We start from the raw sequence: 20,157 nt of genomic DNA, 5'->3' as shown, positions 1-20,157 counted from the left end.
CGGAGGCCCGCACCCGATGCAGCTTCACACCCTGCAAGACCGCATCCGCCACGCCTCGACCGTGGCTGAGCTGCGCGAGCCCGCCTTCCGGCTGGCCCACCGCATGCAGGACATCGAGCCTGCCGCCCAGTACCGAGCCCTGATGCTGGCCGCCGTCGTGGCCACCCAGGCGCTGGGCCTGGACCCGCACGAGGAGATCGAGCGCGCCAAGCGCATGGTCGCCTCGGCCGAAGGCCCCTTCACCATCCACGTCCAGGCGCTCCGCGACTACGTGCGCGGTGAGCTGCTGCGGCGCTAACCGAAACCTGCATTAGCCCAGAGAACCACCCGCATGAAGATCATCGTGCCCGCCGTCCGCATCGACGAGTACGGCTACCAGCGGACCATCACGACCACGTTCATCTACGGCGAGACGCCGCGCACTGCAGAGAGCGACCGCTTCCTGCGCCGCCCCGTGGTCTACGCCAAGACGGTCTTCGACTACGACTTCCGGGCCGCGCAGCGGCTCATCGCCACCGGCCGCCTCGCGGTCTACTCGACCGCCATCGTGGCCATCGCCCCGCTGTTCGTGGTGAACCTGGCTGCCGAGCTGCTGACGCTCGGCACTCGCCTCCTGGCTGACGGCGTCGGCGCCGTCGTCCGCTTCGTCGGCGTCCGCCCGGCCCACAGCATCCGCGCCACCATCGGCGGACTGGTGAAGGAGATCGTCGGGTAATGGCGATCTCGACCCCCGCCATCAGGGCGCTGCTCGCCCGAGCCGTCGAGGCCTTCGAGCAGAACAACGGGCTCGTCCCCACCGACATCGAGATGGCCCTCGCCGCCGAGGGCTACGACCTCGACCGCCTGGAGGGTGACATCGAGCTGATCCTCAACAACCGCTGACCGAAACCTGCATTAACCCAGACAACCGCATGAGCAAGAACAAGAAGCTGCCCGAGATCGTCACCGCGAAGGGGATCGCGGTCTACCCGAAGCTCAACGAGCCCGACACCAAGTACAACAAGGAGGGCGTCTACGAGGTGAAGCTCACCTTCGAGAGCGCCGACGACCCGGCCGTCCAGGCCATGGTCAAGCGCATCGAGCAGGAGCGCGACACCTTCTTCGACGCCAAGGTCGCCGAGCTGAAGGGCGAAGGTAAGGGCGCTGCGGCCAAGCAGCTGAAGAAGGCCGACATCCTGAAGCCCGAGCTGGACAAGGAGACCGGCGATGAGACCGGCCGCGTCTACATCAAGGCGAAGATGTCCGCCTCGGGCACCCGCGAAGACGGCACGAAGTGGACCCAGAAGCCGAACTACTTCTCGGCCTCGGGCAAGCAGCTGAAGAACCCGCCCCGCATCGGCGGCGGCTCGGTCCTGAAGCTGGGCGTGGCGCTCAAGCCGTACGTCATCGAGTCCTCCAAGGAGGTCGGCGTCACGCTGCGGCTGAAGGCTGTCCAGATCATCAGCCTCGTGAGCGGCGGCAGCCGGTCCTTCGAGTCCTACGGCTTCCAGGCTGAGGACGGCGACGAGATCGACGACGCCGAGTTCGACGCCAACACCAGCGACGACGACGCCGCTGGCGGTTCGGCGGCCGACGAGGATGACGACCTCTAAGGCCACCACCCACACGTTCTTCATCCCGCTCGATCCGATGCCTGCCCCGCGCCCGCGCTTCGTGGTGCGGGGCAAGTTCGCCTCGGCCTACATGCCGAAGGAGTACGAGGTCTGGAAGGATCGCGCGGTGGAGTGCGTGCGAGGGGTCAACGACATCCCCTCGGCTCCCCTGCTGGGACCCTGCACCGTCACCCTCCAGGTGCTGGTCGCCCGGCCGAAGACCACCAAGCTCACCCACCCTGCACCCGACGTGGACAACTACGCCAAGGCTGTCCTCGACGCGATCACCCAGAGCGAACGCTGGTGGATGGACGACAAGCAAGTCGTCTGCCTCACCGTGGAAAAAGCCTGGGCTAATGCAGACGAGGTGCCGGGGATCGCGGTGACGATCACCCACGAGGCTCCGTGAAGATCATCCCGATGAAGACCATCAAGTACCTTGTCGTCCACTGCAGCGCGACCCCGGCGAACCGGGACATCGGCGCTGCGGAGATCAGGACGATGCACCGCCGCCAGGGCTGGCGAGACATCGGCTACCACTACGTGATCCGCCGCAACGGCGTGATCGAGAAGGGCCGACCCGAGACCGAGCCCGGCGCTCACGTCCAGGGCCACAACAGCCACAGCATCGGCATCTGCATGGTGGGCGGCGTGAAGCCCAACATGACCGCCGAGTGCAACTTCACGGACGAGCAGTTCGCCAGCCTGCGGAAGCTGCTGAACGAGCTGACCGCCAAGTACCCGACCGCCAAGGTCTGCGGCCACCGGGACCTCAGTCCCGACCGGAACGGCGACGGCAAGGTCGCCCCCGGCGAATGGGTCAAGGACTGCCCGACCTTCGAGGCGGGCCACTGGTTCGCGACCGGCGAGCTGAAGCTCCGTCCCTGATCCCTGCATAATCCCAGAGAGTGGAGAGACCCAGATGAAATACGACCCGAAGTGGTCGAAGCCTCGGCTCGTCATCGAACACCTGAAGGTGCTGGGCCGGATCACCGCCGCCACCGCCCACCAGGCCTACGGCTACTTCTGGCTGCCGGGCGCGATCTTCGCGCTCCGCAACAAGCAGAAGCACCTCGTCCCCGAGGGGAAGACCATCATCACCGTCCCGCGCGTGGACGTGAGGGGCAACCCCTTCGCCGAGTACCGCCTCGTCCCCGCCGATCAGGCCCAGGCTGCCTGAGGAGACCCCCGACATGCTGCGTGACAACCAAGGGCGCGCCCTGCTGCGCCTACCCACGACCATGCGCCTCGCCTTCGAGCGCGCCTTCCGTGCCCACGCCGTCAACGGCGAGGTTCTCTGCGAGGTCGGCTCGCCGCTCGACATGGCTGGCGCGGCCATCAGCAACCCCCGCCTGGGCTACCGCAAGGTCCCGGCCTGGACGGTGACCCGGAGGGCGAAGCGATGAGGTCGCCCTTCGACCGCCTCGTCGGCTGGCTGGCCGACCGCCTGGGCTACGTCCCGGCTGCCAGCCTGCATGCCCAGGTCGCCGCCAACGAGCGACTGATCGAGCAGCTGGAGGACGCCGAGCGTGCCGAGATGCGGGCTCGCGCTGATGCCGAAGACCTCGAACGCCAGAACGCCCGCCTTCAGGTGCTGGCCGACGCCGTGCTGACGGCCCGCGCCAACTCCCTGAAGTACGGCCTGCCGCTCGATCAGGCGCTGGAGCTGGAGTTCAACTCCGAGCGGATGCTGGACCGGGACCTCGTGGTCTACCGCCTGTCGATCCGCCCGAAGGCCTCCACGATCCAGTGGGCGGTGACCAGCCAGACGATGGCCGAGCTGCGCGACGCCCCTGAGGTGTTTGCCCGGCGGGTCATGAAGGACCTGATCCCGCGCTTCGAGCGCAGCCTGGGCCGAGCCCTGGCCGGAGCCGCCGCAGCCTTCTGATGCACGACACGGACGAGACGCACCTCGTCCGCAAGGAGCCGTGCCCTGAGTGCGGGTCGAGGGACAACCTCGCCCGCTACTCGGACGGCCACGCCTACTGCTTCACGCCGGGCTGCGGACACTACGAACGCGGCGACAGGGGCGACGACGATCCGCCCCCGCGCCCCAACCAGAACCAGAAACGCATGGACCTGCTGAGTGGGGAGATCACCGCGATCCCCCAGCGCAACCTCACGCGCGAAACCTGCGAGAAGTTCAACTACCGGGTCGGCGAGTACAAGGGCGGCAAGGCCCACCTCGCCAACTACTGCGACGAGAGCGGGCGGCCGGTCGCCCAGAAGGTCCGCTTCAAGCGCGACGGCGAGAAGTCCTTCACCTGGGTCGGCTCGCCCAAGCAGGCGGGCCTGTTCGGGCAGCACCTCTGGCGCGACGGCGGCAAGATGCTGGTCGTCACCGAGGGGGAGATCGACGCGCTGTCGGCCTTCCAGGCGCTCGGCGGGACCTGGCCCGTGGTGTCCGTGCCGAACGGCGCGGGCGGCGCGAAGCGGGACCTGGCCAAGCACACCGGCTGGCTCGCTCGCTTCGAGACCGTCGTCCTCTGCTTCGACATGGACGAGCCCGGCCGCAAGGCCGTCGAGGAGTGCGCGATCCTGCTGCCGCCCGGCAAGCTGAAGGTCGCCCAGCTCCCGCTCAAGGACGCCAACGAGATGGTCAAGGCCAACCGCTCCAAGGAGCTGGCCCGCGCCATCTGGGACGCCAAGGCCTACCGACCTGACGGCATCCGCTCCGTGGCGGACCTCAAGGCCAAGGCCCTGGAGCCCGCCCGGTGGGGCCTGCCGTGGCCCTGGCGGACCATGACGCAGCGGACCTACGGCATCCAGCGCCGGTACATCTACGGCTTCGGCGCGGGCGTCGGCTCGGGCAAGACCACGACCTTCAAGCAGATCATGCTCGCCGCGATGCGGCCTGATCTGATGGAGGACCACAGCGGTCTCGTCGATCACCTGGGCCAGCCGATCCAGATCCCGGCACCCCGTCCGGTCGGCACGATCTTCTTCGAGGAGAACCCGGCCAAGACCCTCCGGTCGCTGGCGGGGATGGCCATCGGGAAGCGGCTGAACAAGCCCGACGTGCCCTACGATCCGGCCGAGGTCGAGGCTGCCATCGACAGCTTCGACGGCCTGTTCTTCCCGGCCGACACGTTCGGGGCGAAGGACTACGGCTCCATCGCCGCGCACATCCGCTACCTCGTGCAAGGCCTGGGCATCCGCGACGTGTTCCTCGACCCGCTCACCGCACTGGTGGCGAACGAGGAGGACGAACGCCGGGCGCTGGACGCCATCATGGCGGACCTGTCCGGTCTCGTGGAGACCCACGACTTCACGCTCTACTACATCTCCCACCTCACCACCCCGCAGGGCACCGCCCACGAGGAAGGTGGCCGGGTGCTGGAGAAGCACTTCACCGGGTCCCGCGCTCTCGCCCGGTGGAGCCACGCCATGATCGGCCTGGAGCGCAACAAGCAGAACCCAGACGAACCCACCCTCGTCCGCGGCCTCAAGGACCGCGAGTTCGGCGAGGCAGTCGGCCCGCTGCTGGCGCTCCGGTTCGACCCGGAGACCGGCCGCATGGTCGAGGTGCCGATCCCGAGCGAGGACGAGGACAGCCCCGCTTTCGAGGATGAGACCCACACCGACATCTAACCCCAAGTCGCCCCGCCTGAAGGTCATCAACCTCTGGGCGGGGCCGGGCGCTGGTAAGTCCACGACCGCCGCCGCCCTGTTCGCCGCCATGAAGGCCAAGGGCCTGCGCGTCGAGCTGGTCCGCGAGTTCGCCAAGGAGCTGACCTACGAGGCCGACTTCATGCGCCTCGGCAACCAGCTCCTGATCCTGGCCGAGCAGCACCGCCGCCTCGACGCCCTGGTGGGCCAGGTGGACTACGCCATCACCGACAGCCCGCTCCCCATCGGCATCGCCTACGCCCGCCCGGCGTGGCGGACCTCAGCCTTCATCGGCGTGGTCAAGGAAGCCTGGAGCCACTTCGACAACCTCAACTACTGGGTGGAGCGCGTGAAGCCGTACCAGACCTACGGACGCAACGAGACGGAGGCCGAGGCCCGCAAGCTGGACGACCGGCTGATGGCGGTGGCCTCGGAGTTCTGCCGCCGGATCGTCCGCGTGAAGGGCGACGAGCGCGCTGGCCAGCTGATCCTCGGGCACCTGGGGGTGACCCAATGAGCGAGGTGCAGCTGTCCCTGTTCCCCGACCTGCACACCGCCCTGGAGGCGGACGGCACGCCGGTCCCCTCAACGACCCGGCTGAAGCTCCTGCCGCCCGCTGACGGCGCGCCCGACACCAACCCGAAGACCCGCTACGGGATGGCGAAGCCGCCCATCGGCCTCGTCCCCGGCACCGCCCTGGTGCAGATCGCGGAGAGCTTCCGGCTCGGCGCGCAGAAGTACGGCCCGGCCAACTGGCGGGTCGATCCGGTGTCGTCCTCGACCTACGTCAACGCCGCCATGCGGCACCTGCTGCAGTGGGTGGACGGCGAGGACACGGACCCCGAGAGCGGCGTGTCGCACCTGGCTCACGTCGCAGCCTGCGTGTGCATCCTGATGGACGCGCAGACGTGCAGCACCCTGCACGACGACCGGCCGCCGAAGGCCCCGACCGGAGACCTGATCCGGTCCCTCACCAAACCCATCAGCTGACCAAGGGGCGGGCCATCGAGCCCGCCCTTTCGTTTCCCCAGGAGACCATATGCTTGTCTACGACCTGGAGACCGATGGTCTCCGGGGCGAGCTGACGCGCGTCCACTGCCTGAACATCCTGAACCGGGCGACGGGCGAACGCTTCCGGTTCAACCGGGGCCACTACGACGACGGCTCCCCCTGCCACCGGCACGGCCCCATCGAGGATGGGGTGCGGATGCTGGAGGAAGCCGAGTGCATCGGCGGTCACAACATCATCCGGTTCGACAACCCGGTCCTGCGGGAGCTGTACGGGTTCAACCCACGGCCCGACCAGAAGGTCCGCGACTCCATGGTCGAGGCGCGGGTCATCTGGACCAACATCTGGGACATCGACGAGCGCGCCCTGCGGAAGGGCAAGCGGCCTGAGTGGTTCGTGAAGTCGGGCCTCAAGGGCACCCACAAGCTGGAGGCTTGGGGGGCGCGCCTCGGCGTCCTGAAGGGCGAGTTCAAGGGGCCGTGGGACGCCTTCACCCCGGCGATGGACGAGTACGCCGACCAAGACCCCGTGGTCACGGCGGCGCTGTTCGACCGGATCGACGCCAAGAACTACTCGCAGGAGTGCCTCGACCTAGAGAACGAGGTCGCCCAGATCATCTTCCTGCAAGAGGAACACGGCTTCCTCTTTGACCGCGACCGCGCCGAGCAGCTGATGATCGAGCTGCAGGTGCGGAAGGCCGAGCTGGAAGACCTCCTGCGGCAGACCTTCCGGCCCTGGTGGGTCCCCGAGCGCGAGAAGGGTCAGCACAAGGTGCTGGTCCCCAAGCGCGACAACAGCAAGCAGGGCTACGTCGCTGGCTGCGCGCTGACGAAGGTCACCCAGGTCGTCTTCAACCCGGCGTCCCGCGACCACATCGCCGACCGGATGATTAAGCTGTTCGGCTGGCGGCCCGTGGAGTTCACGGACACCGGCAAGCCGAAGGTGGACGAAACCACCCTGGCCGGGATCGACGCGCCCGAGGCGCAGCTCCTCGTCGAGTACCTCACCATCGAGAAGCGGCTCGGCCAGGTCGCCACTGGTGAGCAGGCCTGGCTCAAGAAGGTCCGCGACGACGGGCGCATCCACGGCTCCGTCAACACGAACGGGGCGGTGACGGGTCGCATGACCCACGCCAACCCGAACGTCGCCCAGGTGCCGAAGGTGAAGCTGGCGGAGGATGGCTCCATCCTCGTGAGCTACGCGGGCGGCTGGGGCTTCGAGTGCCGCAGCTGCTTCATCGTCCCGCCCGGTTTCCTGCTCGTCGGCTGCGACGCCGAGGGTTTGGAGCTGCGGATGCTGGGCCACTACATGGCCCGGTTCGACGGCGGCGAGTACGCGAACGCGGTCGTCAACGGCAAGAAGGAGGACGGCACCGACGTTCACTCGGTGAACCGCCGGGTCGTCGGCCTGAACAGCCGGGACAACGCCAAGACCTTCATCTACGCCTACCTGTACGGGGCCGGGAACTACAAGCTCGGCACGATCGTGCTGGACGACATGGACGCTGACCGGAAGGCGGCGTTCTACGCCCGCTACCCGGCCGGTGACGCCCGCGACAAGGCCATCGCCCGCCTGGGCATGAAGGCCCGCAGGCGGATCGAGGAAGGCCTGCCCGCCCTCGGGAAGCTCCAGGCGCTCGTGAAGGAGAAGGCCAAGCGGGGCTACCTCAAGGGCCTCGACGGTCGCCTCCTACACGTCCGCTCGCAGCACTCGGCGCTGAACACCCTGCTCCAGGGTGGCGGCGCCATCGTGATGAAGAAGGCCCTGGTCCTCTGCTACCGCGCGTTCCTTGAGCGCGGCTGGCAGCACGGCCGGGAGTTCGCGTTCGTGGCCAACGTCCACGACGAGTTCCAGAAGGAAGTCCAAGAGCAGCACGCTGACACCGCCGGTCAGATCGCGGCGTGGTCCATCGCGCGTGCGGGTGAAGCCTTCGGGCTCAAGTGCCCGCTCGCGGGAGCGTACCAGATCGGCCACTCGTGGGCCGACTCCCACTGACGACCCTCGGCGGATGATGCTGTCGAACGCCCGGTCCCGCGCCAAGCGGGCCGGGGTTCCCTGCACCATCACCGTCGAGGACATCGTCGTCCCCTCTCACTGCCCGGTCCTGGGCATCCCCCTGGCTCGCCGCCTGGGGCGGAAGGGAGGGTGCGATCAGTCCCCTTCGCTGGACCGGATCGTCCCCGAGCTGGGCTACGTGCCCGGCAACATCGTCGTCGTCTCGCGCCGGGCCAACCGGATCAAGAACGACGCCTCCATCGACGAGCTGCGCGCCATCGCCGACTTCTACGAGATCGGGCTCCACAGCCTGAAGCCTCGTCAGGGTCGGCGTGCGCGCGTCCTCAAGGACCCCGCATGAACGTCCTGCTGACCATCCTCAAGCACGTCACCACCACGCGCGACGGCGAGAGCTACGACGTGGTGCGGGTGGGCATGATCCTGTCCGGTGCCGCCCTGATCTTCCTGGCGGGCTGGGACGTAGTCGCCCACCGCGCATCGTTCGACCCGCTCGCCTTCGGCGGCGGGGTGGCCGCCATCCTGTTCGGCGGCGGCGCTGGCATCGCGGCCAAGCGCAAAGACGAACCCGACCCCGAGTAACCCCTGGAGACCATGAAGAAGCTGATCGCCTGCGCCCTGGCGCTGGGCCTGTCGGCCTGCGCCTCGCGTCCGCTCGACTTCGAGCGCACCGACACCGCCCTCAACTACACCGTCGAGCGGTACTGCTCGCTGCACCCGCTGGCCCGCGCCGCGCTCCGCGCGCAGCTGACGGACGGCGTGCCGGTGATCGTCTGCCCGAGCGACATCCCGGCCACGACCACGGCTCCCCAGCGGTGAGCCTCCCGGCCGTCGCTGAGACGGACGGCTGGCGCGTCGAGGTCCGCCGCGTGGACCGCCACTGGATGTTCGACGGCCCGATGCATCGGTTCGACGTCATCAACCGGGCAAACCACCAGCGGCGGCACTTCTTCCTCCCCGCCGAGACGCGCCCCGAGCGTGTCGGGGAGGTCATCCGTGAAGTCATGGAGGACTGCTTCCCCCGATGCGCCGTCTCCTGATCGACGCAGACATCATCGCCTACATGGCGACGGCAGCGAACCAGCAGACCTGGCAGTGGGACGAGGACGTGGTGTCCACGGTCGCGGACTTCCGAGCCGCCAAGCGGCAGGCTCGGGACGTGATCGACGGCTTCATGTCCGCCCTCGATGGGGACGAGCTGGTCGTCTGTCTGTCGGACGACTTCGCCAACTTTCGGCGCGAGGTCTGGCCCGAGTACAAGTCCAACCGCAAGGGCGTCGAGCGCCCGGTCCACCTCTACGACCTGAAGGCCTGGCTGGCTGAGAAGTACCCCGCGCAGTCGCGCCCCCGCCTGGAGGCCGACGACGTGATGGGGATCTTGGCGACCGAGCCTGTCCAGGGCGAGGACCGCATCATGGTCTCGGCCGACAAGGACATGCAGACCGTCCCCGGACTGCTCTACCGACCAAACCTCGAGAACGCCCAGGTCCGCCAGATCACCCCAGAGGAAGCCGACAGGTTCCACCTGTGGCAGACCATCTGCGGGGACCCGACTGACGGCTACCCCGGCTGCCCAGGCGCTGGCCCTGTGGCCGCCGACCTGGCGCTCGACCAGCTGGTCGGCGTCGAGGCCCACGAGCGGGAGATCACCCGAGGCCCCCGCAAGGGGACCGTCGAGGTGAAGTGGAAGCCCGCCCAGTTCGACACCCGCTGGGACGCCATCCTGTCCCTCTACCGCAAGGCGGGGCTCACCGAGCGTGACGCCCTGGCCCAGGCCCGCTGCGCCCGCATCCTCCGACATGGGGAGTGGGACCGGCGGCCGATCCTCTGGAACCCGCCCGCGAAGGCCTAGGCAATTATCCCGCAGCCTAGGAGCCCCAAGCGGGTGCGTTCCCTGGTTCTCTCCTCTCTCCCACTCAGGACCCCCTGTGAGCAATCGCAGGGGGTCTTCTTGCTAGGACCCAAGGACACCCATGGCTCGACTGTTCCCCCGCACGCCCGATGAGTTCATCGCCGAGCTGGAGCGCCGCGCGCCCGAACCTCGGCACGGCCCCGACCGCAGCATCGAGCAGATCATGTTCGACAGCGGCCGACGGGCGCTCGCCCTGGAGATGCGGGACTTCTTCACCGCCTCCTTCAACCGAGCCCCGGATGTGCGTCGTCAAGAAACCTAAGCCTGTCGTGGTGGAGAAGCCGACTGACAGGCCGCTTCCGATCCTCCGCAACCCGTACCTCGACGGGATCGACCCCATCATGCGCGCCCGCAGCACCGGCCTCCGCGCCCTGAGGATCGACCGCAATGTGTAGCGCGATCCTAGGCAAGGTGACGGCCGACGCTGCCGCCAAGCGGCGCGAGCAAGCCCTCGCTGAGGGCGACACCCAAACCGCCAACGCCCTGACCGGCGGCAAAGCCAAGGTCGGGCTGAACTACCTCCTCATCCGCAAGCGCGACCAGAAGCGCGCCGCGTCAGGCATCCAGATCACCCGCTGATGGCCACTGCTGCGGCGCGCTACGGCGCGCTGTCCGCCGCTCGGGACCCTGTCCTGCAGCGTGCGCGTGACGCCGCGCGGCTCACGATCCCTGGCCTGATCCCTGTCGAGGGTCAGAACGAACACACCATCCACGAGCAGCCCTACCAGAGCCTCGGGGCTCGCTGCGTGTCGAGCCTCTCGGCCACGCTGCTGCTCGCCCTGTTCCCCCCGAACCTCCCGTTCTTCCGCCTCAACATCGACGAGGACACCGCGCAGCAGCTGGGCACCCAGCTGGGCGAGGCCAACTCCAAGCTGGCCGTCCTGGCGCGGACCACGTTCTCGCTGATGACCGGGGCGTCCCTCCGGCCGATCCTGATGGAGGTGCTGCGGCACCTCATCGTGGCGGGCAACTGCCTGCTCTACCTCGGCCAGGACAAGGTCCGCTTCTACCGGCTCGACCAGTACGTGGTGAAGCGGGACAGCGCAGGCCGCTGGACCGAGATCATCGTGGTCGAGAAGGTCTACCCCTCGACGCTCCCTGAGGACGTGCGCGCCGCACTCGCCCTGGAGACCCCGCAAGGCGGGGTCGAGCAGATGGTGGACGTGTACACCTACGTCCGCCGCGTGAAGGGCCAGGTGCAGCAGCACCAGGAGATCAAGGGGAAGATCGTCCCCGGCTCCCAAGGGGGCAGTCCCGAGGACGCCTCAGCGTGGATCCCCCTGCGCTGGCTGGTGGTCCCCGGAAGCGACTACGGCCGAGGCCACGTCACCGAGAACATCGGGGACCTGATGTCCCTCGAAGACCTCTCGAAGGCGATGGTCCAGTTCGCCATGGCGGCCGCCCGCATCCTGCACATCGTGGACCCCAACGCGGGGATCGACGTGGAGGAGCTGGCCGACGCCGAGACCGGCGACTTCCTCACCGGCTACATCGACCGCATCAAGACCCTGCAGCTCGACAAGAGCCAGGACTGGTCCGTGATGAACCAGCTGGCCGAGCGACTGGAGCAGCGCGTCGCCGCTGCCTTCCTGCTACGCGCGGGGGTCATGCGGGACGCCGAGCGGGTCACCGCCGAGGAAGTCCGCATCGTCGCCCAGGAGCTGGAGAACGCTCTCGGCGGCACCTACACGGTCCTGTCGGACGAGCTGCAGCTGCCGCTGGTCCGCCGCTACCTCTACCTGGGGGCCAAGACCGGGCGCATCCCGCGTCTCCCCAAGGCCATCCAGCCGGTCATCGTCACCGGCTTCGACGCCCTCGGGCGTGCCCACTCCGTCAACCGCATCCGCGCCTGGGCGCAGGACGCTCAAGCGATCCTCCCCAACTTCGGCGGGCTGGTGAACGGCTCCGAGCTGCTCAAGCGGCTGGGCGAAGGGCACGGCGTGGAGGGCCTGGACGACCTCCTCAAGTCCGACGAGCAGCTGGCGTCGGAACAGCAGGCCCAAGCCCTGACCGAGGTCGGGGTCACCGCTGCTCCCACCATCGCGAAGGTTGGCGCTGAGGCCGCCCTCGCGGCTCAACAGCAGGAACCAGAATGACGAAGGCACCCAACAAGTCGGCGATCTCCGTCACCGACAACACCAAGGCTTCCGCTACCCCGGCCAGCCAGGTCGAGACGACCAAGGCTGCTGGCCCGGCGGGCTTCACGATCCTGACGCGCGTCGGCGTGGCCACGAACGTGGCGTTCGCGGACGCTTCCGCCTCGATCCAACCGAAAGAGGAAGCTGCTGAGTAATGGCGGGTGAGACCGCTACGGTGCTGCCCGAAGGGGTGGCCCCCTCGGCCGAGTACGTGGCCAAGATGACGGGCGCGCAGCACACCGATCCGGTGCCCGCCCAGGTGGCGCAGCAAGCCGCCGCCCCCGAAGTCCCTGAGAAGTTCCGAGCCGCTGACGGCTCGCTGGACAGCGCCAAGCTGCTCGCCTCCTACACGGAGCTGGAGAAGCGCCTGTCCTCGGGCAAGCCCGCTGAGGCTGCCCCTGCCGCCCAAGACGCCCCCAAGGAGGGCGACCAGAAGGCCGATGAGGCCAAGCCCGGCGCGAAGATCGAGCGCCCGAAGCAAGGGGCGGCCCCCGAAACTTCCCCCCTCGCTACCGCTGTGGATGCCCTGAAGACCGCCTACGAGGGCGGCCAGGAGCTGACCGACGATCTCGTGAAGCCGCTGCTCGACGCCGGGCTTCCGCGCGAGGTCATCGACACCTACTTCGCTGGCCTGAAGGCCATCGAGGCGTCCATCGAGCTGACGGCCCATCAGGTCGCCGGCGGCAAGGACAACTTCGAGGCTGCCCGCAAGTGGGCGGTGTCGGCCCTGAGCGATCAGGAGCTGGACTACTACAACGCCCAGGCCACCAACCCGGCGACCGCCAAGCAGGCCGTCGAGTGGCTGATGGCCAAGTACGGCGCGGCGAACCCGTCCGAGGGTCGCATGGTCGAGGCGCAGCCCGCCAACGGCGCTGCTGGCGACGTGTTCAACAGCCAGCACGAGGTGACCGTGGCCATGCAGTCGCCGCAGTACAAGGCGGACCCGGCCTTCCGTAAGTCGGTGGCCGAGAAGCTGCAGCGGTCCATCCGCGCGGGGACCATCCGGTCCACCGCCGAGTGGCACAAGCGCGGCTAACCCTACCCCCCGGCAGCGTGCTGTCGGCGCGACCTGAGGGTCGCATTGAAGACCACCCGCCTCAGTGCGTGGTGGCCGCCCGGCGAGCGGATCGCCAGAGCCCGACTGCAGCGGGCGCGGCCGGTGGAAGCCCGGCCCCCCATCCCTCCAAGCACGCAGACCCGAAGCGGGGGCCGGTTGCGGCCGACAACCCCGCGCGGAGGGGGCTCGCGGGCTGACGGGACCAGTCCTCCCATCAACCCCACACGAGAGACTAACTCGACATGACCGACGCCGTTGTGTCGCGTCCCGGCCAGAACCAACTGGCGGGCGACGAACGTGCGCTGATGCTTGACCTGTTCGGCGGTGAAGTCCTGACGGCCTTCCAGACCGCCACGATCATGCGGGACAAGCACCAAGTGAAGACCCTGGAGAAGGGCAAGCTGTTCAAGTTCCCGGCCATCTGGCGGACGACCGTGGGCTACCACACGCCCGGCCAGGAGATCCTGGGCAACAAGATCCCGCACACCGAGATCGTCGTGACGCCCGACGAGAAGCTGGTCTCCAGCGTCTTCGTCGCGGACATCGACGAGGTGATGCTGCACTACGACGTGCGTGCCCCGTACGCCGAGGAGCTGGGCGCGGCCCTGGCTCGCTTCTACGACAAGAACGTCATCCGCCGGATCGTGCAGTCGGCTCGCGGTGGCGCTCTGTTCGCGGGCGACCAAGGCGGCTCGACCCTGACCAACGCCAACTTCCCGACCGACGCGACCGTCCTGTTCGACGGTGTGTCGCTGGCGAAGGAGACGATGGACTCCAAGGACGTGCCGGTGAACGTCCAGCCGCTGTTCGCGGTCTTCCGCCCGGCCCAGTGGTACCTGATGGCCCGCTCGGATCGGAACCTGAACCGCGACAAGAACGGTGGCTCGGCCAGCGACCGCAAGCACACGCTGGAGACCATCGACGAGGTCCGCATCCTCAAGTCGAACAACACGCCGTTCGGCGTGAACGACACCGCGAACTCGGACATCCCGGCCAAGTACCGCGCCGACTTCTCGAAGACGGTGGGTGTGGTCTGGACGCCGTACGCGGCTGCGACCGCTGAGGTGCAGGGCCTGTCGAGCCAGGTCGTCGACCAGCCCGAGCGTCAGGGCACCCTGATGATCTCGCGCCTGATGGTCGGCACCGACCCGATCCGCACCAAGTGCGCCGTGGAGCTGGGCCTCCCGGCCTAAGCCGCCCCGAGGGGGACTGCAGGGACACCTGTGGTCCCCCTCTGTTTTTTCGCATCCCCCCATCGGCCGCCGCCGGGCGGACGCCGGTCTCCAAAACCGCGCGAGCTGGGTTCGACCCCCAGGGCCGGTGCCATGCACGGAACCTAACCCATGCCCAACCTTGCCTTCACGACGGAGCTGGACGCCGTCAACGAGATGCTCGTGAGCATCGGTCAGGCTCCGGTGAACACCCTGGCCGTCAGCGGCATCCGCGACGTGAACATCGCCAGGGGCGAACTCCTCAAGGTGTCCCGTCAGGTCCAGCTCATCGGCTGGAACTGGAACACCGACGAGGGCTACACCCTCACGCCCGACATCGACGGACACATCTCGCTCCCCGAGGGCCTCCTCAAGTTCGAGCCCATGGACCGCTCGCGGCAGCTGGTGCAGCGCCGCAACCCCGCCAAGGGGCTGGGCCTCTACGACAAGGACCGGCTGTCCTTCGAGTTCGACGAGCCCGTCAAGATCAAGGCCGTCTGGGGCTTCCCCTTCGACGACCTCCCCGAGAGCGCCCGCAACTACGTCGCCATCAGCGCGGCCCGCAAGTTCCAGGCGCAGACCATCGGGTCCCAGGCGCTGGACGGCTTCAAAGCCGAGGATGAGCAGCGCGCCTGGGCGACCCTGCTGCGGGACGAGCGTGGCGGGCGGAACACCAACATGTTCCGCCGGAACCGTGGCCTGCAGCGCCTCTACAACCGCAGCACTCCCACGAGGTCTTATCCTTGAGCCTTGTCACGCAGGCCATCCCGAGCCTGCACAACGGGGTCTCTCAGCAGTCCCCGCTGGTCCGCGCACCGGACCAGTGCGAGGAGATGGTCAACGGCTGGGCTTCGCTCTCGGAGGGCACGGGTAAGCGCCCCCCGACCGAGCAGGTCGCCACCATCCTCCCCAGCGCGCCGACGAACGCCAAGGTCCACGAGATCAACCGCGACGCCAGCGAGCAGTACATCGCCATCGCCACGGACGGCGTGATCCGGGTCTATGACTTCGCCACCGGACAGGAGGTTCCCTGCTCCGCCCCTGCGGGCTGGGGGTACCTGACTGGGGTGACCGATTGGGCGACCGACCTCGCGCTGTACACGGTCGCCGACTACACCTTCGTGGTGAACAAGAAGCGCGTCTGCGCGATGCTCCCGGCCGGGGCCGATCAGGTCCCCCAGGACAGCGAAGCGGCGTGGCTCAACCGCACCTTCGGAGTGGATGCGAACGGCGTGCCCTACGGCCCCGGCGCAGCCTACCAGTACGCGGTGAACCCCGGAGGTACCCTCACGGGCACCGTCCAGGCGTTCAACAAGCTGCCTGAGACGGCGGCTGAGGGCGCGATCTACAAGGTCCAGGGGACCGAGGAGACGGGGTTCGTATCCTACTACGTCCGCTACTCCAGCGGCGTGTGGGATGAGACCGTCGCCCCCGGCCTCCAGAACGCCATCGACCCCGGCACCATGCCGCACGCGCTGATCCGGCAGGCCAACGGCGAGTTCCGCTTCGTGCCGTTCTCCTGGGCTCCCCGCCGGGTGGGCGACACCGAGACGAACCCTAACCCCGGCTTCATCGGCCGCACGATCTCGGGCGTGTTCTTCTACCAGAACCGCCTCGCGTTCCTCTACGACGAGAACTGCGTCCTCTCCTGCGCCGGGGACTTCGGCAACTTCTGGCGCATGACCGTTCTCGACTACATCGACAGCGATGTGATCGACGTGGCGGCGACCAGCACGAGGGTCTCGCTGCTGCGACACGCCGTGCCCTTCAACGACGGCATCGTCCTGTTCTCGGACCAGACGCAGTTCGCCATGAGCAACGGCGAGATGGGCGTCTCCCCGATGAGCGTCGCGATCCGCCCGGTGACCAACTACGAGGTCGCCCACAGGGCACCCCCGGTGGCCCTTGGGACGGAGGTCTACTTCGCCTCCGAGAAGAACGGCTGGGCCACGATCCGCGAGTACAGCCGCATGGCGGACTCCGACGCCACCTCGGCGGCGGACATCACCGCCCACGTCCCCCGCTACATCCCCGCAGGCGTCCACCAGCTGGCCCCTGCGGCCGACCTCAACGCGGTCTTCGTGCTGACCGACGGCGCGCCAAACAGGGTGTTCGTCTACCAGTTCTACTGGGTGGACGCGCAGAACAAGGCGCAGTCCGCGTGGCACGTCTGGGAGATGGGGTGGAACGACCGGGTCATGTCGGCGGCGTACCTCAAGGGGTACCTCTACCTCCTGATCGCACGACCCAACGGCCTGTCCCTGGAGCGCATCAACCTCCAGGCTGGGGCACGGCCCTACGGGGCGTCCCAGCGGGTTCACCTCGACCGCCTGACCCAGGTGGTGGGCGTCTACGATCCGGCCCGCCAGCGCACCTACTTCAACCTGCCCTATCGGCACGAGGAGGTGCTTGCTCCGGTTCGGGTGGTGCGAAGCGACGCCGTCGGTCCTCGCGCCATGTCCCTCATCAGCCCCGACGACTACGTGTTCGAGGCGGACAACATGGTCCTGTCGGTCCCCGGAAACGAGGCGGGCGTCCACCTCGTGGGCGTCCAGTACACGTTCCGGTTCGTCTTCTCGAAGCAGTACCTGCGACGCGGCGACGGCACCCCGGTAACCACCGGGCGGCTCCAGCTGCGGACCTTCACGATCAACTACCGCGAGACTGGCTTCTTCCGCACGGAGGTTCAGCCGTACGGCGCAGCGACCGATCCCCAGGTTGAGGAGGTGCTGCCCGCAAAGCTGGCGGACTTCACGGGCAAGACGCTGGGGGCTGTTGAGCTGCGCCTGGGTACGCCCCAGGTGGCGACCGGCGACTACGCCTTCCAAGTCTACGGGGAAGCGGAGGCGGCGGTGATCGCCCTGACAAACCGCACCCACGTCGCCTCGACCTTCGTGTCGGCCGAGTGGGAAGCCTTCTACTTCAACCGAGCGAGAGCGTGATCGAGTACCTCGATCTTCGCGAGGTGGACGGTGGGACCCTGCTGGGCCTGCTGAGCCACCTCGCGGAGAACCTGAGGCCCTCCGACATCGACGAGATCCAGGCCACGACCGGCACCGGTCCCATGCAAGCCCTCGTGGAGAGCGTGGCGGTGTCCGAGCGGGCCTGGATCATCCGCGTTGACGGAGAGCCCGTGTGCGTCTTCGGGGCTGCCCCGACCGAGTTTCCGGGGGCTGGCTCCGTCTGGATGATGGGGACGTCGCGCATGGATGAGCGCCCGGTGGCGCTGTCCATCTGCCGCAACTTCCGCCCCTACCTGGCTGAGCTGCACAAGCTCTGGCCGATCCTGTTCAACTTCATCGACGCCCGTAACCAGAAGTCCATGGATTGGCTTCTGTGGGGCGGCTTCCAGATCATCGAGGCCCTGCCGAACCACGGACCAGAGGGCCGCCTGTTCTTCACCTTCAGCAGGTACGAACCTCCATGTGTCCACCCGTCCTCCCCGGCCTAGCGGCTGTGGGATCGTTCCTGACCTCCAGTGCGGGGCTGGCGACGCTCGCCGTCGCTGGGACAGCGGCCAGTCTGTACACGCAGGCGAGGTCTGCCGCCGCGCAGGAGGAGGCCATCCGCGAGCAGCTCGCGATGGTCGAGGCGGAAGCCCTCGACACCGAGACCGCCGAGGTCAACGACCGCCTCCGCGCCATGCGGAAGGAACAGGCCCGCACGCGGGTCGCCGCTGGTGAAGCCGGGCTCCAGCTCGGGGGCAGCATCGAGCTGCTCCTGAAGGACAGCCTGATGCAGGCCGCAGTGTCCCGCGAGCGCACCAGCCAGAACGCCGAGCGTGAGCGCATGAGCGCCCGCGCCGAGGCCAACTCGATGCTCTCCCGCGTGGAGCGGCCGACCGCCCTCGGGGCGGGCCTGCAGCTCGTCTCGTCGGGCGTCTCGGGCTGGTCCACCGGCAAGAGCATCGCCATCAGCCGCGAGAACGCGGCCAAGCAGATCGGCAGAGGTAGCTAGTGGCTGACCGCAACCTCGCGACCCTCGGCGGCCGAACCACGGCGCAGAGCCGCATCACCAACAACCGCGACGCCGTCCTTCCGACGCGACGCCTGGACCAAGCGCCCGAGCTGCGGAACCGCATGCAGATGCGCGATGGCTTCCGCGCCGATGGCGAGGTGGATGCCGTCCGCCGGGTCCTCGGCATGGTGGACAGCGCCGTGGACAAGTACGCCGACTACGACAACCAGCGGTTCCTCAAGCGCGAGCGCGAGAACGCGGGCCAGGCCGTAGCCGACGAGGCCATGGGCAAGGCGGACGAGCAGAAGATGTCCACCTCCACCGCGTACCGCACCGCCATCGCCATGAGCCGGGCGCGCAAGCGGGCCGCCGAGGTCGAGCTGATGCTCAAGCCCGAGATCGAAGACCTCCTGTCCAGGGGGGCCGACGCGGACCCGACCAGGGGCGAGCAGCCGGTTGACCTTGAGGACGTGAACGAGCTGATCGAGCGGCGCTTCCGCTCCGTCCTGCTCGACGACGAGGGCCGCCCCGTGGACTTCGGGGACCCGGCCGCGAACATGGAGGCCTACTCCCAGCTGGAGCGCCTGCGTCCCCAGCTGCTGAACTCGGCGCAGGAGATCATCCGCGCCCAGGAGGCCGAGAAGGTCATCCGTGGGTTCGGCGACGAGCTGGAGCTGCAAGCGGCCAAGGAGGGCCGCATCGACGTGGAGTCCTTCATGGGCCGCCTCCCTCCGGGGGTGGACCGGAACAAGGCCCGCGCCGCGCTCCTCGACAGCGCCGTCAACGCGGCCGAGCAGCTCGAAGACCCTGACCTCCTCCTGTCGGTGGCGAACAGCCGCCGGGCTGACGGGACGCCCACCTGGACCCCGCAGCAGGAGGGCCGCCTCCGCGACGAGGCCCGCCGGATCGAACAGGTCCGCGAGCAGCGCGAGGAGGAGCGGTCGAAGGAGACCCTCGGGCTCCTCTCGGTCGAGCTGCGGTCGGGCAAGAAGCTTGACCCGTCGCGCGTCTCGCAGCTCATCAGCGAGGGGAAGCTCCGTCCTGAGGACGCCGAGCTGGCCTTCGCGATCCAAGAGCGGATCGAGGACAACGCCTGGGAAGACCTCCAGCGCAGCCGAGCGAACGTCCGCTGGGGCTGGGAGGTGGCTGACCGGGCGCAGGCCCAGCGCGAGCGGGCCATCGGCACGGCCGGTAGCGCGGCTGCGATGCAGCTCAAGGCCGACATCGTCGGCGGCAACGTGACGCCCAGCGAGGCGCACCGCAGGGCTGCCCAGCTGTTCGCCGCTGGGAAGATCAACCTGAAGACCTTCGAGCATCTGGCGGACGAGGCTCGGAAGATCCCGACCAACGCCAAGGCGGTTCAGAACGCCGGGGCCGCGATCTGGGAGCAGCAGCTCATCCGCGACCTCACCCGGTCGGGACGGCTGGCGGGCAAGCCCGGCCATGCGTCCGTCGCCAAGTACAACCTCCTAGCGGCCACCGTGAAGGAGGCCTTCTACCGTGGCCTGCGGCAGGGAATGGAAGGCGAAGAAGCCTACGCCCGCGCCCTGGCCACCATCCCCGGCGTCTCGAAAGAGGCGATCCGAAACGACGTGCTGCGCGGCCGAGCCGCCAACATGCGCGTCCCAGCCAAGGAACAGCGATAGCGAGAGACCCCTG

General features: G+C 68.3%; 30 protein-coding genes. All 30 read left to right on the top strand.

What is annotated here, in order from left to right:
• Window positions 1-16 precede the first annotated feature (16 nt).
• Window positions 17-298: a hypothetical protein gene (locus tag ACK4TT_RS02600; RefSeq protein ID WP_410212339.1), complete on the top strand. Its 282-nt coding sequence runs from the start codon at window positions 17-19 to the stop codon at window positions 296-298.
• A gap of 33 nt (window positions 299-331) precedes the next feature.
• A complete protein-coding gene (locus tag ACK4TT_RS02595; RefSeq protein ID WP_410212338.1) occupies window positions 332-715 on the top strand; it encodes a hypothetical protein in 384 nt (127 codons plus the stop codon).
• A complete protein-coding gene (locus tag ACK4TT_RS02590; protein ID WP_410212337.1) occupies window positions 715-882 on the top strand; it encodes a hypothetical protein in 168 nt (55 codons plus the stop codon). Before ACK4TT_RS02595 ends, ACK4TT_RS02590 begins: the two co-directional genes overlap by 1 nt.
• A 29-nt stretch (window positions 883-911) precedes the next feature.
• Window positions 912-1,592 (top strand): hypothetical protein, encoded by a 681-nt coding sequence (locus ACK4TT_RS02585; protein WP_410212336.1) that lies wholly within the window; start codon window positions 912-914, stop codon window positions 1,590-1,592.
• Window positions 1,579-2,001 (top strand): RusA family crossover junction endodeoxyribonuclease, encoded by a 423-nt coding sequence (locus tag ACK4TT_RS02580; RefSeq protein ID WP_410212335.1) that lies wholly within the window; start codon window positions 1,579-1,581, stop codon window positions 1,999-2,001. Before ACK4TT_RS02585 ends, ACK4TT_RS02580 begins: the two co-directional genes overlap by 14 nt.
• Window positions 1,998-2,480: an N-acetylmuramoyl-L-alanine amidase gene (locus ACK4TT_RS02575; protein ID WP_410212334.1), complete on the top strand. Its 483-nt coding sequence runs from the start codon at window positions 1,998-2,000 to the stop codon at window positions 2,478-2,480. The genes ACK4TT_RS02580 and ACK4TT_RS02575 overlap by 4 nt, the downstream gene beginning before the upstream one ends.
• Before the next feature lie 34 nt (window positions 2,481-2,514).
• The gene (locus ACK4TT_RS02570) at window positions 2,515-2,772 is read left to right on the top strand and encodes a hypothetical protein (protein WP_410212333.1); all 258 of its coding nucleotides are present in this window, start codon (window positions 2,515-2,517) and stop codon (window positions 2,770-2,772) included.
• Between the two features lie 13 nt (window positions 2,773-2,785).
• Complete coding sequence (locus ACK4TT_RS02565; protein WP_410212332.1) at window positions 2,786-2,998, top strand: hypothetical protein; 213 nt, start codon at window positions 2,786-2,788, stop codon at window positions 2,996-2,998.
• Window positions 2,995-3,480, top strand: a complete 486-nt coding sequence (locus ACK4TT_RS02560; RefSeq protein WP_410212331.1) for a hypothetical protein — start codon at window positions 2,995-2,997, stop codon at window positions 3,478-3,480. The genes ACK4TT_RS02565 and ACK4TT_RS02560 overlap by 4 nt, the downstream gene beginning before the upstream one ends.
• Complete coding sequence (locus ACK4TT_RS02555) at window positions 3,480-5,183, top strand: toprim domain-containing protein (protein ID WP_410212330.1); 1,704 nt, start codon at window positions 3,480-3,482, stop codon at window positions 5,181-5,183. The genes ACK4TT_RS02560 and ACK4TT_RS02555 overlap by 1 nt, the downstream gene beginning before the upstream one ends.
• Window positions 5,161-5,718 carry an AAA family ATPase gene (locus ACK4TT_RS02550; RefSeq protein WP_410212329.1) on the top strand — a complete coding sequence of 186 codons (558 nt, stop codon included), beginning with the start codon at window positions 5,161-5,163 and terminating at the stop codon, window positions 5,716-5,718. The genes ACK4TT_RS02555 and ACK4TT_RS02550 overlap by 23 nt, the downstream gene beginning before the upstream one ends.
• Window positions 5,715-6,191, top strand: coding sequence for a dATP/dGTP diphosphohydrolase domain-containing protein (locus ACK4TT_RS02545; protein ID WP_410212328.1), 477 nt, complete (start codon window positions 5,715-5,717; stop codon window positions 6,189-6,191). Before ACK4TT_RS02550 ends, ACK4TT_RS02545 begins: the two co-directional genes overlap by 4 nt.
• Before the next feature lie 49 nt (window positions 6,192-6,240).
• Window positions 6,241-8,205: a DNA polymerase gene (locus tag ACK4TT_RS02540; RefSeq protein ID WP_410212327.1), complete on the top strand. Its 1,965-nt coding sequence runs from the start codon at window positions 6,241-6,243 to the stop codon at window positions 8,203-8,205.
• 16 nt (window positions 8,206-8,221) lie between these two features.
• Window positions 8,222-8,566, top strand: coding sequence for a hypothetical protein (locus ACK4TT_RS02535; protein ID WP_410212326.1), 345 nt, complete (start codon window positions 8,222-8,224; stop codon window positions 8,564-8,566).
• The gene (locus ACK4TT_RS02530) at window positions 8,563-8,805 is read left to right on the top strand and encodes a hypothetical protein (RefSeq protein WP_410212325.1); all 243 of its coding nucleotides are present in this window, start codon (window positions 8,563-8,565) and stop codon (window positions 8,803-8,805) included. Before ACK4TT_RS02535 ends, ACK4TT_RS02530 begins: the two co-directional genes overlap by 4 nt.
• 12 nt (window positions 8,806-8,817) lie before the next feature.
• On the top strand, window positions 8,818-9,042 hold the full coding sequence (locus ACK4TT_RS02525) for a hypothetical protein (RefSeq protein ID WP_410212324.1): 225 nt from the start codon (window positions 8,818-8,820) through the stop codon (window positions 9,040-9,042).
• The gene (locus tag ACK4TT_RS02520) at window positions 9,039-9,263 is read left to right on the top strand and encodes a hypothetical protein (protein WP_410212323.1); all 225 of its coding nucleotides are present in this window, start codon (window positions 9,039-9,041) and stop codon (window positions 9,261-9,263) included. The genes ACK4TT_RS02525 and ACK4TT_RS02520 overlap by 4 nt, the downstream gene beginning before the upstream one ends.
• Window positions 9,248-10,075: a hypothetical protein gene (locus tag ACK4TT_RS02515; protein WP_410212322.1), complete on the top strand. Its 828-nt coding sequence runs from the start codon at window positions 9,248-9,250 to the stop codon at window positions 10,073-10,075. The genes ACK4TT_RS02520 and ACK4TT_RS02515 overlap by 16 nt, the downstream gene beginning before the upstream one ends.
• Before the next feature lie 121 nt (window positions 10,076-10,196).
• Window positions 10,197-10,397 (top strand): hypothetical protein, encoded by a 201-nt coding sequence (locus ACK4TT_RS02510; RefSeq protein WP_410212321.1) that lies wholly within the window; start codon window positions 10,197-10,199, stop codon window positions 10,395-10,397.
• Between the two features lie 10 nt (window positions 10,398-10,407).
• Complete coding sequence (locus ACK4TT_RS02505) at window positions 10,408-10,530, top strand: hypothetical protein (RefSeq protein WP_410212320.1); 123 nt, start codon at window positions 10,408-10,410, stop codon at window positions 10,528-10,530.
• Entirely contained in the window at window positions 10,523-10,714 is a 192-nt protein-coding gene (locus ACK4TT_RS02500) for a hypothetical protein (RefSeq protein WP_410212319.1), read from the top strand. The genes ACK4TT_RS02505 and ACK4TT_RS02500 overlap by 8 nt, the downstream gene beginning before the upstream one ends.
• Window positions 10,714-12,231, top strand: coding sequence for a portal protein (locus tag ACK4TT_RS02495; protein WP_410212318.1), 1,518 nt, complete (start codon window positions 10,714-10,716; stop codon window positions 12,229-12,231). Before ACK4TT_RS02500 ends, ACK4TT_RS02495 begins: the two co-directional genes overlap by 1 nt.
• The gene (locus tag ACK4TT_RS02490) at window positions 12,228-12,428 is read left to right on the top strand and encodes a hypothetical protein (RefSeq protein ID WP_410212317.1); all 201 of its coding nucleotides are present in this window, start codon (window positions 12,228-12,230) and stop codon (window positions 12,426-12,428) included. The genes ACK4TT_RS02495 and ACK4TT_RS02490 overlap by 4 nt, the downstream gene beginning before the upstream one ends.
• Window positions 12,428-13,309: a capsid assembly protein gene (locus ACK4TT_RS02485; protein WP_410212316.1), complete on the top strand. Its 882-nt coding sequence runs from the start codon at window positions 12,428-12,430 to the stop codon at window positions 13,307-13,309. Before ACK4TT_RS02490 ends, ACK4TT_RS02485 begins: the two co-directional genes overlap by 1 nt.
• A 263-nt stretch (window positions 13,310-13,572) precedes the next feature.
• Window positions 13,573-14,523, top strand: a complete 951-nt coding sequence (locus tag ACK4TT_RS02480) for a hypothetical protein (RefSeq protein ID WP_410212315.1) — start codon at window positions 13,573-13,575, stop codon at window positions 14,521-14,523.
• Window positions 14,524-14,673: 150 nt separating this feature from the next.
• Window positions 14,674-15,288 carry a hypothetical protein gene (locus ACK4TT_RS02475; protein WP_410212314.1) on the top strand — a complete coding sequence of 205 codons (615 nt, stop codon included), beginning with the start codon at window positions 14,674-14,676 and terminating at the stop codon, window positions 15,286-15,288.
• Entirely contained in the window at window positions 15,285-17,483 is a 2,199-nt protein-coding gene (locus ACK4TT_RS02470; protein ID WP_410212313.1) for a hypothetical protein, read from the top strand. Before ACK4TT_RS02475 ends, ACK4TT_RS02470 begins: the two co-directional genes overlap by 4 nt.
• Entirely contained in the window at window positions 17,480-17,992 is a 513-nt protein-coding gene (locus ACK4TT_RS02465) for a hypothetical protein (protein WP_410212312.1), read from the top strand. Before ACK4TT_RS02470 ends, ACK4TT_RS02465 begins: the two co-directional genes overlap by 4 nt.
• Complete coding sequence (locus ACK4TT_RS02460; protein WP_410212311.1) at window positions 17,965-18,498, top strand: hypothetical protein; 534 nt, start codon at window positions 17,965-17,967, stop codon at window positions 18,496-18,498. The genes ACK4TT_RS02465 and ACK4TT_RS02460 overlap by 28 nt, the downstream gene beginning before the upstream one ends.
• Entirely contained in the window at window positions 18,498-20,144 is a 1,647-nt protein-coding gene (locus tag ACK4TT_RS02455) for a hypothetical protein (RefSeq protein WP_410212310.1), read from the top strand. The genes ACK4TT_RS02460 and ACK4TT_RS02455 overlap by 1 nt, the downstream gene beginning before the upstream one ends.
• Window positions 20,145-20,157: the final 13 nt, after the last annotated feature.

This window comes from Phenylobacterium sp., from assembly GCF_046463815.1.
Lineage (GTDB): Bacteria > Pseudomonadota > Alphaproteobacteria > Caulobacterales > Caulobacteraceae > Phenylobacterium.
The sequence above is the reverse complement of the archived record's forward strand: the minus strand, read 5'-3'. Positions and strand labels throughout refer to the sequence as shown.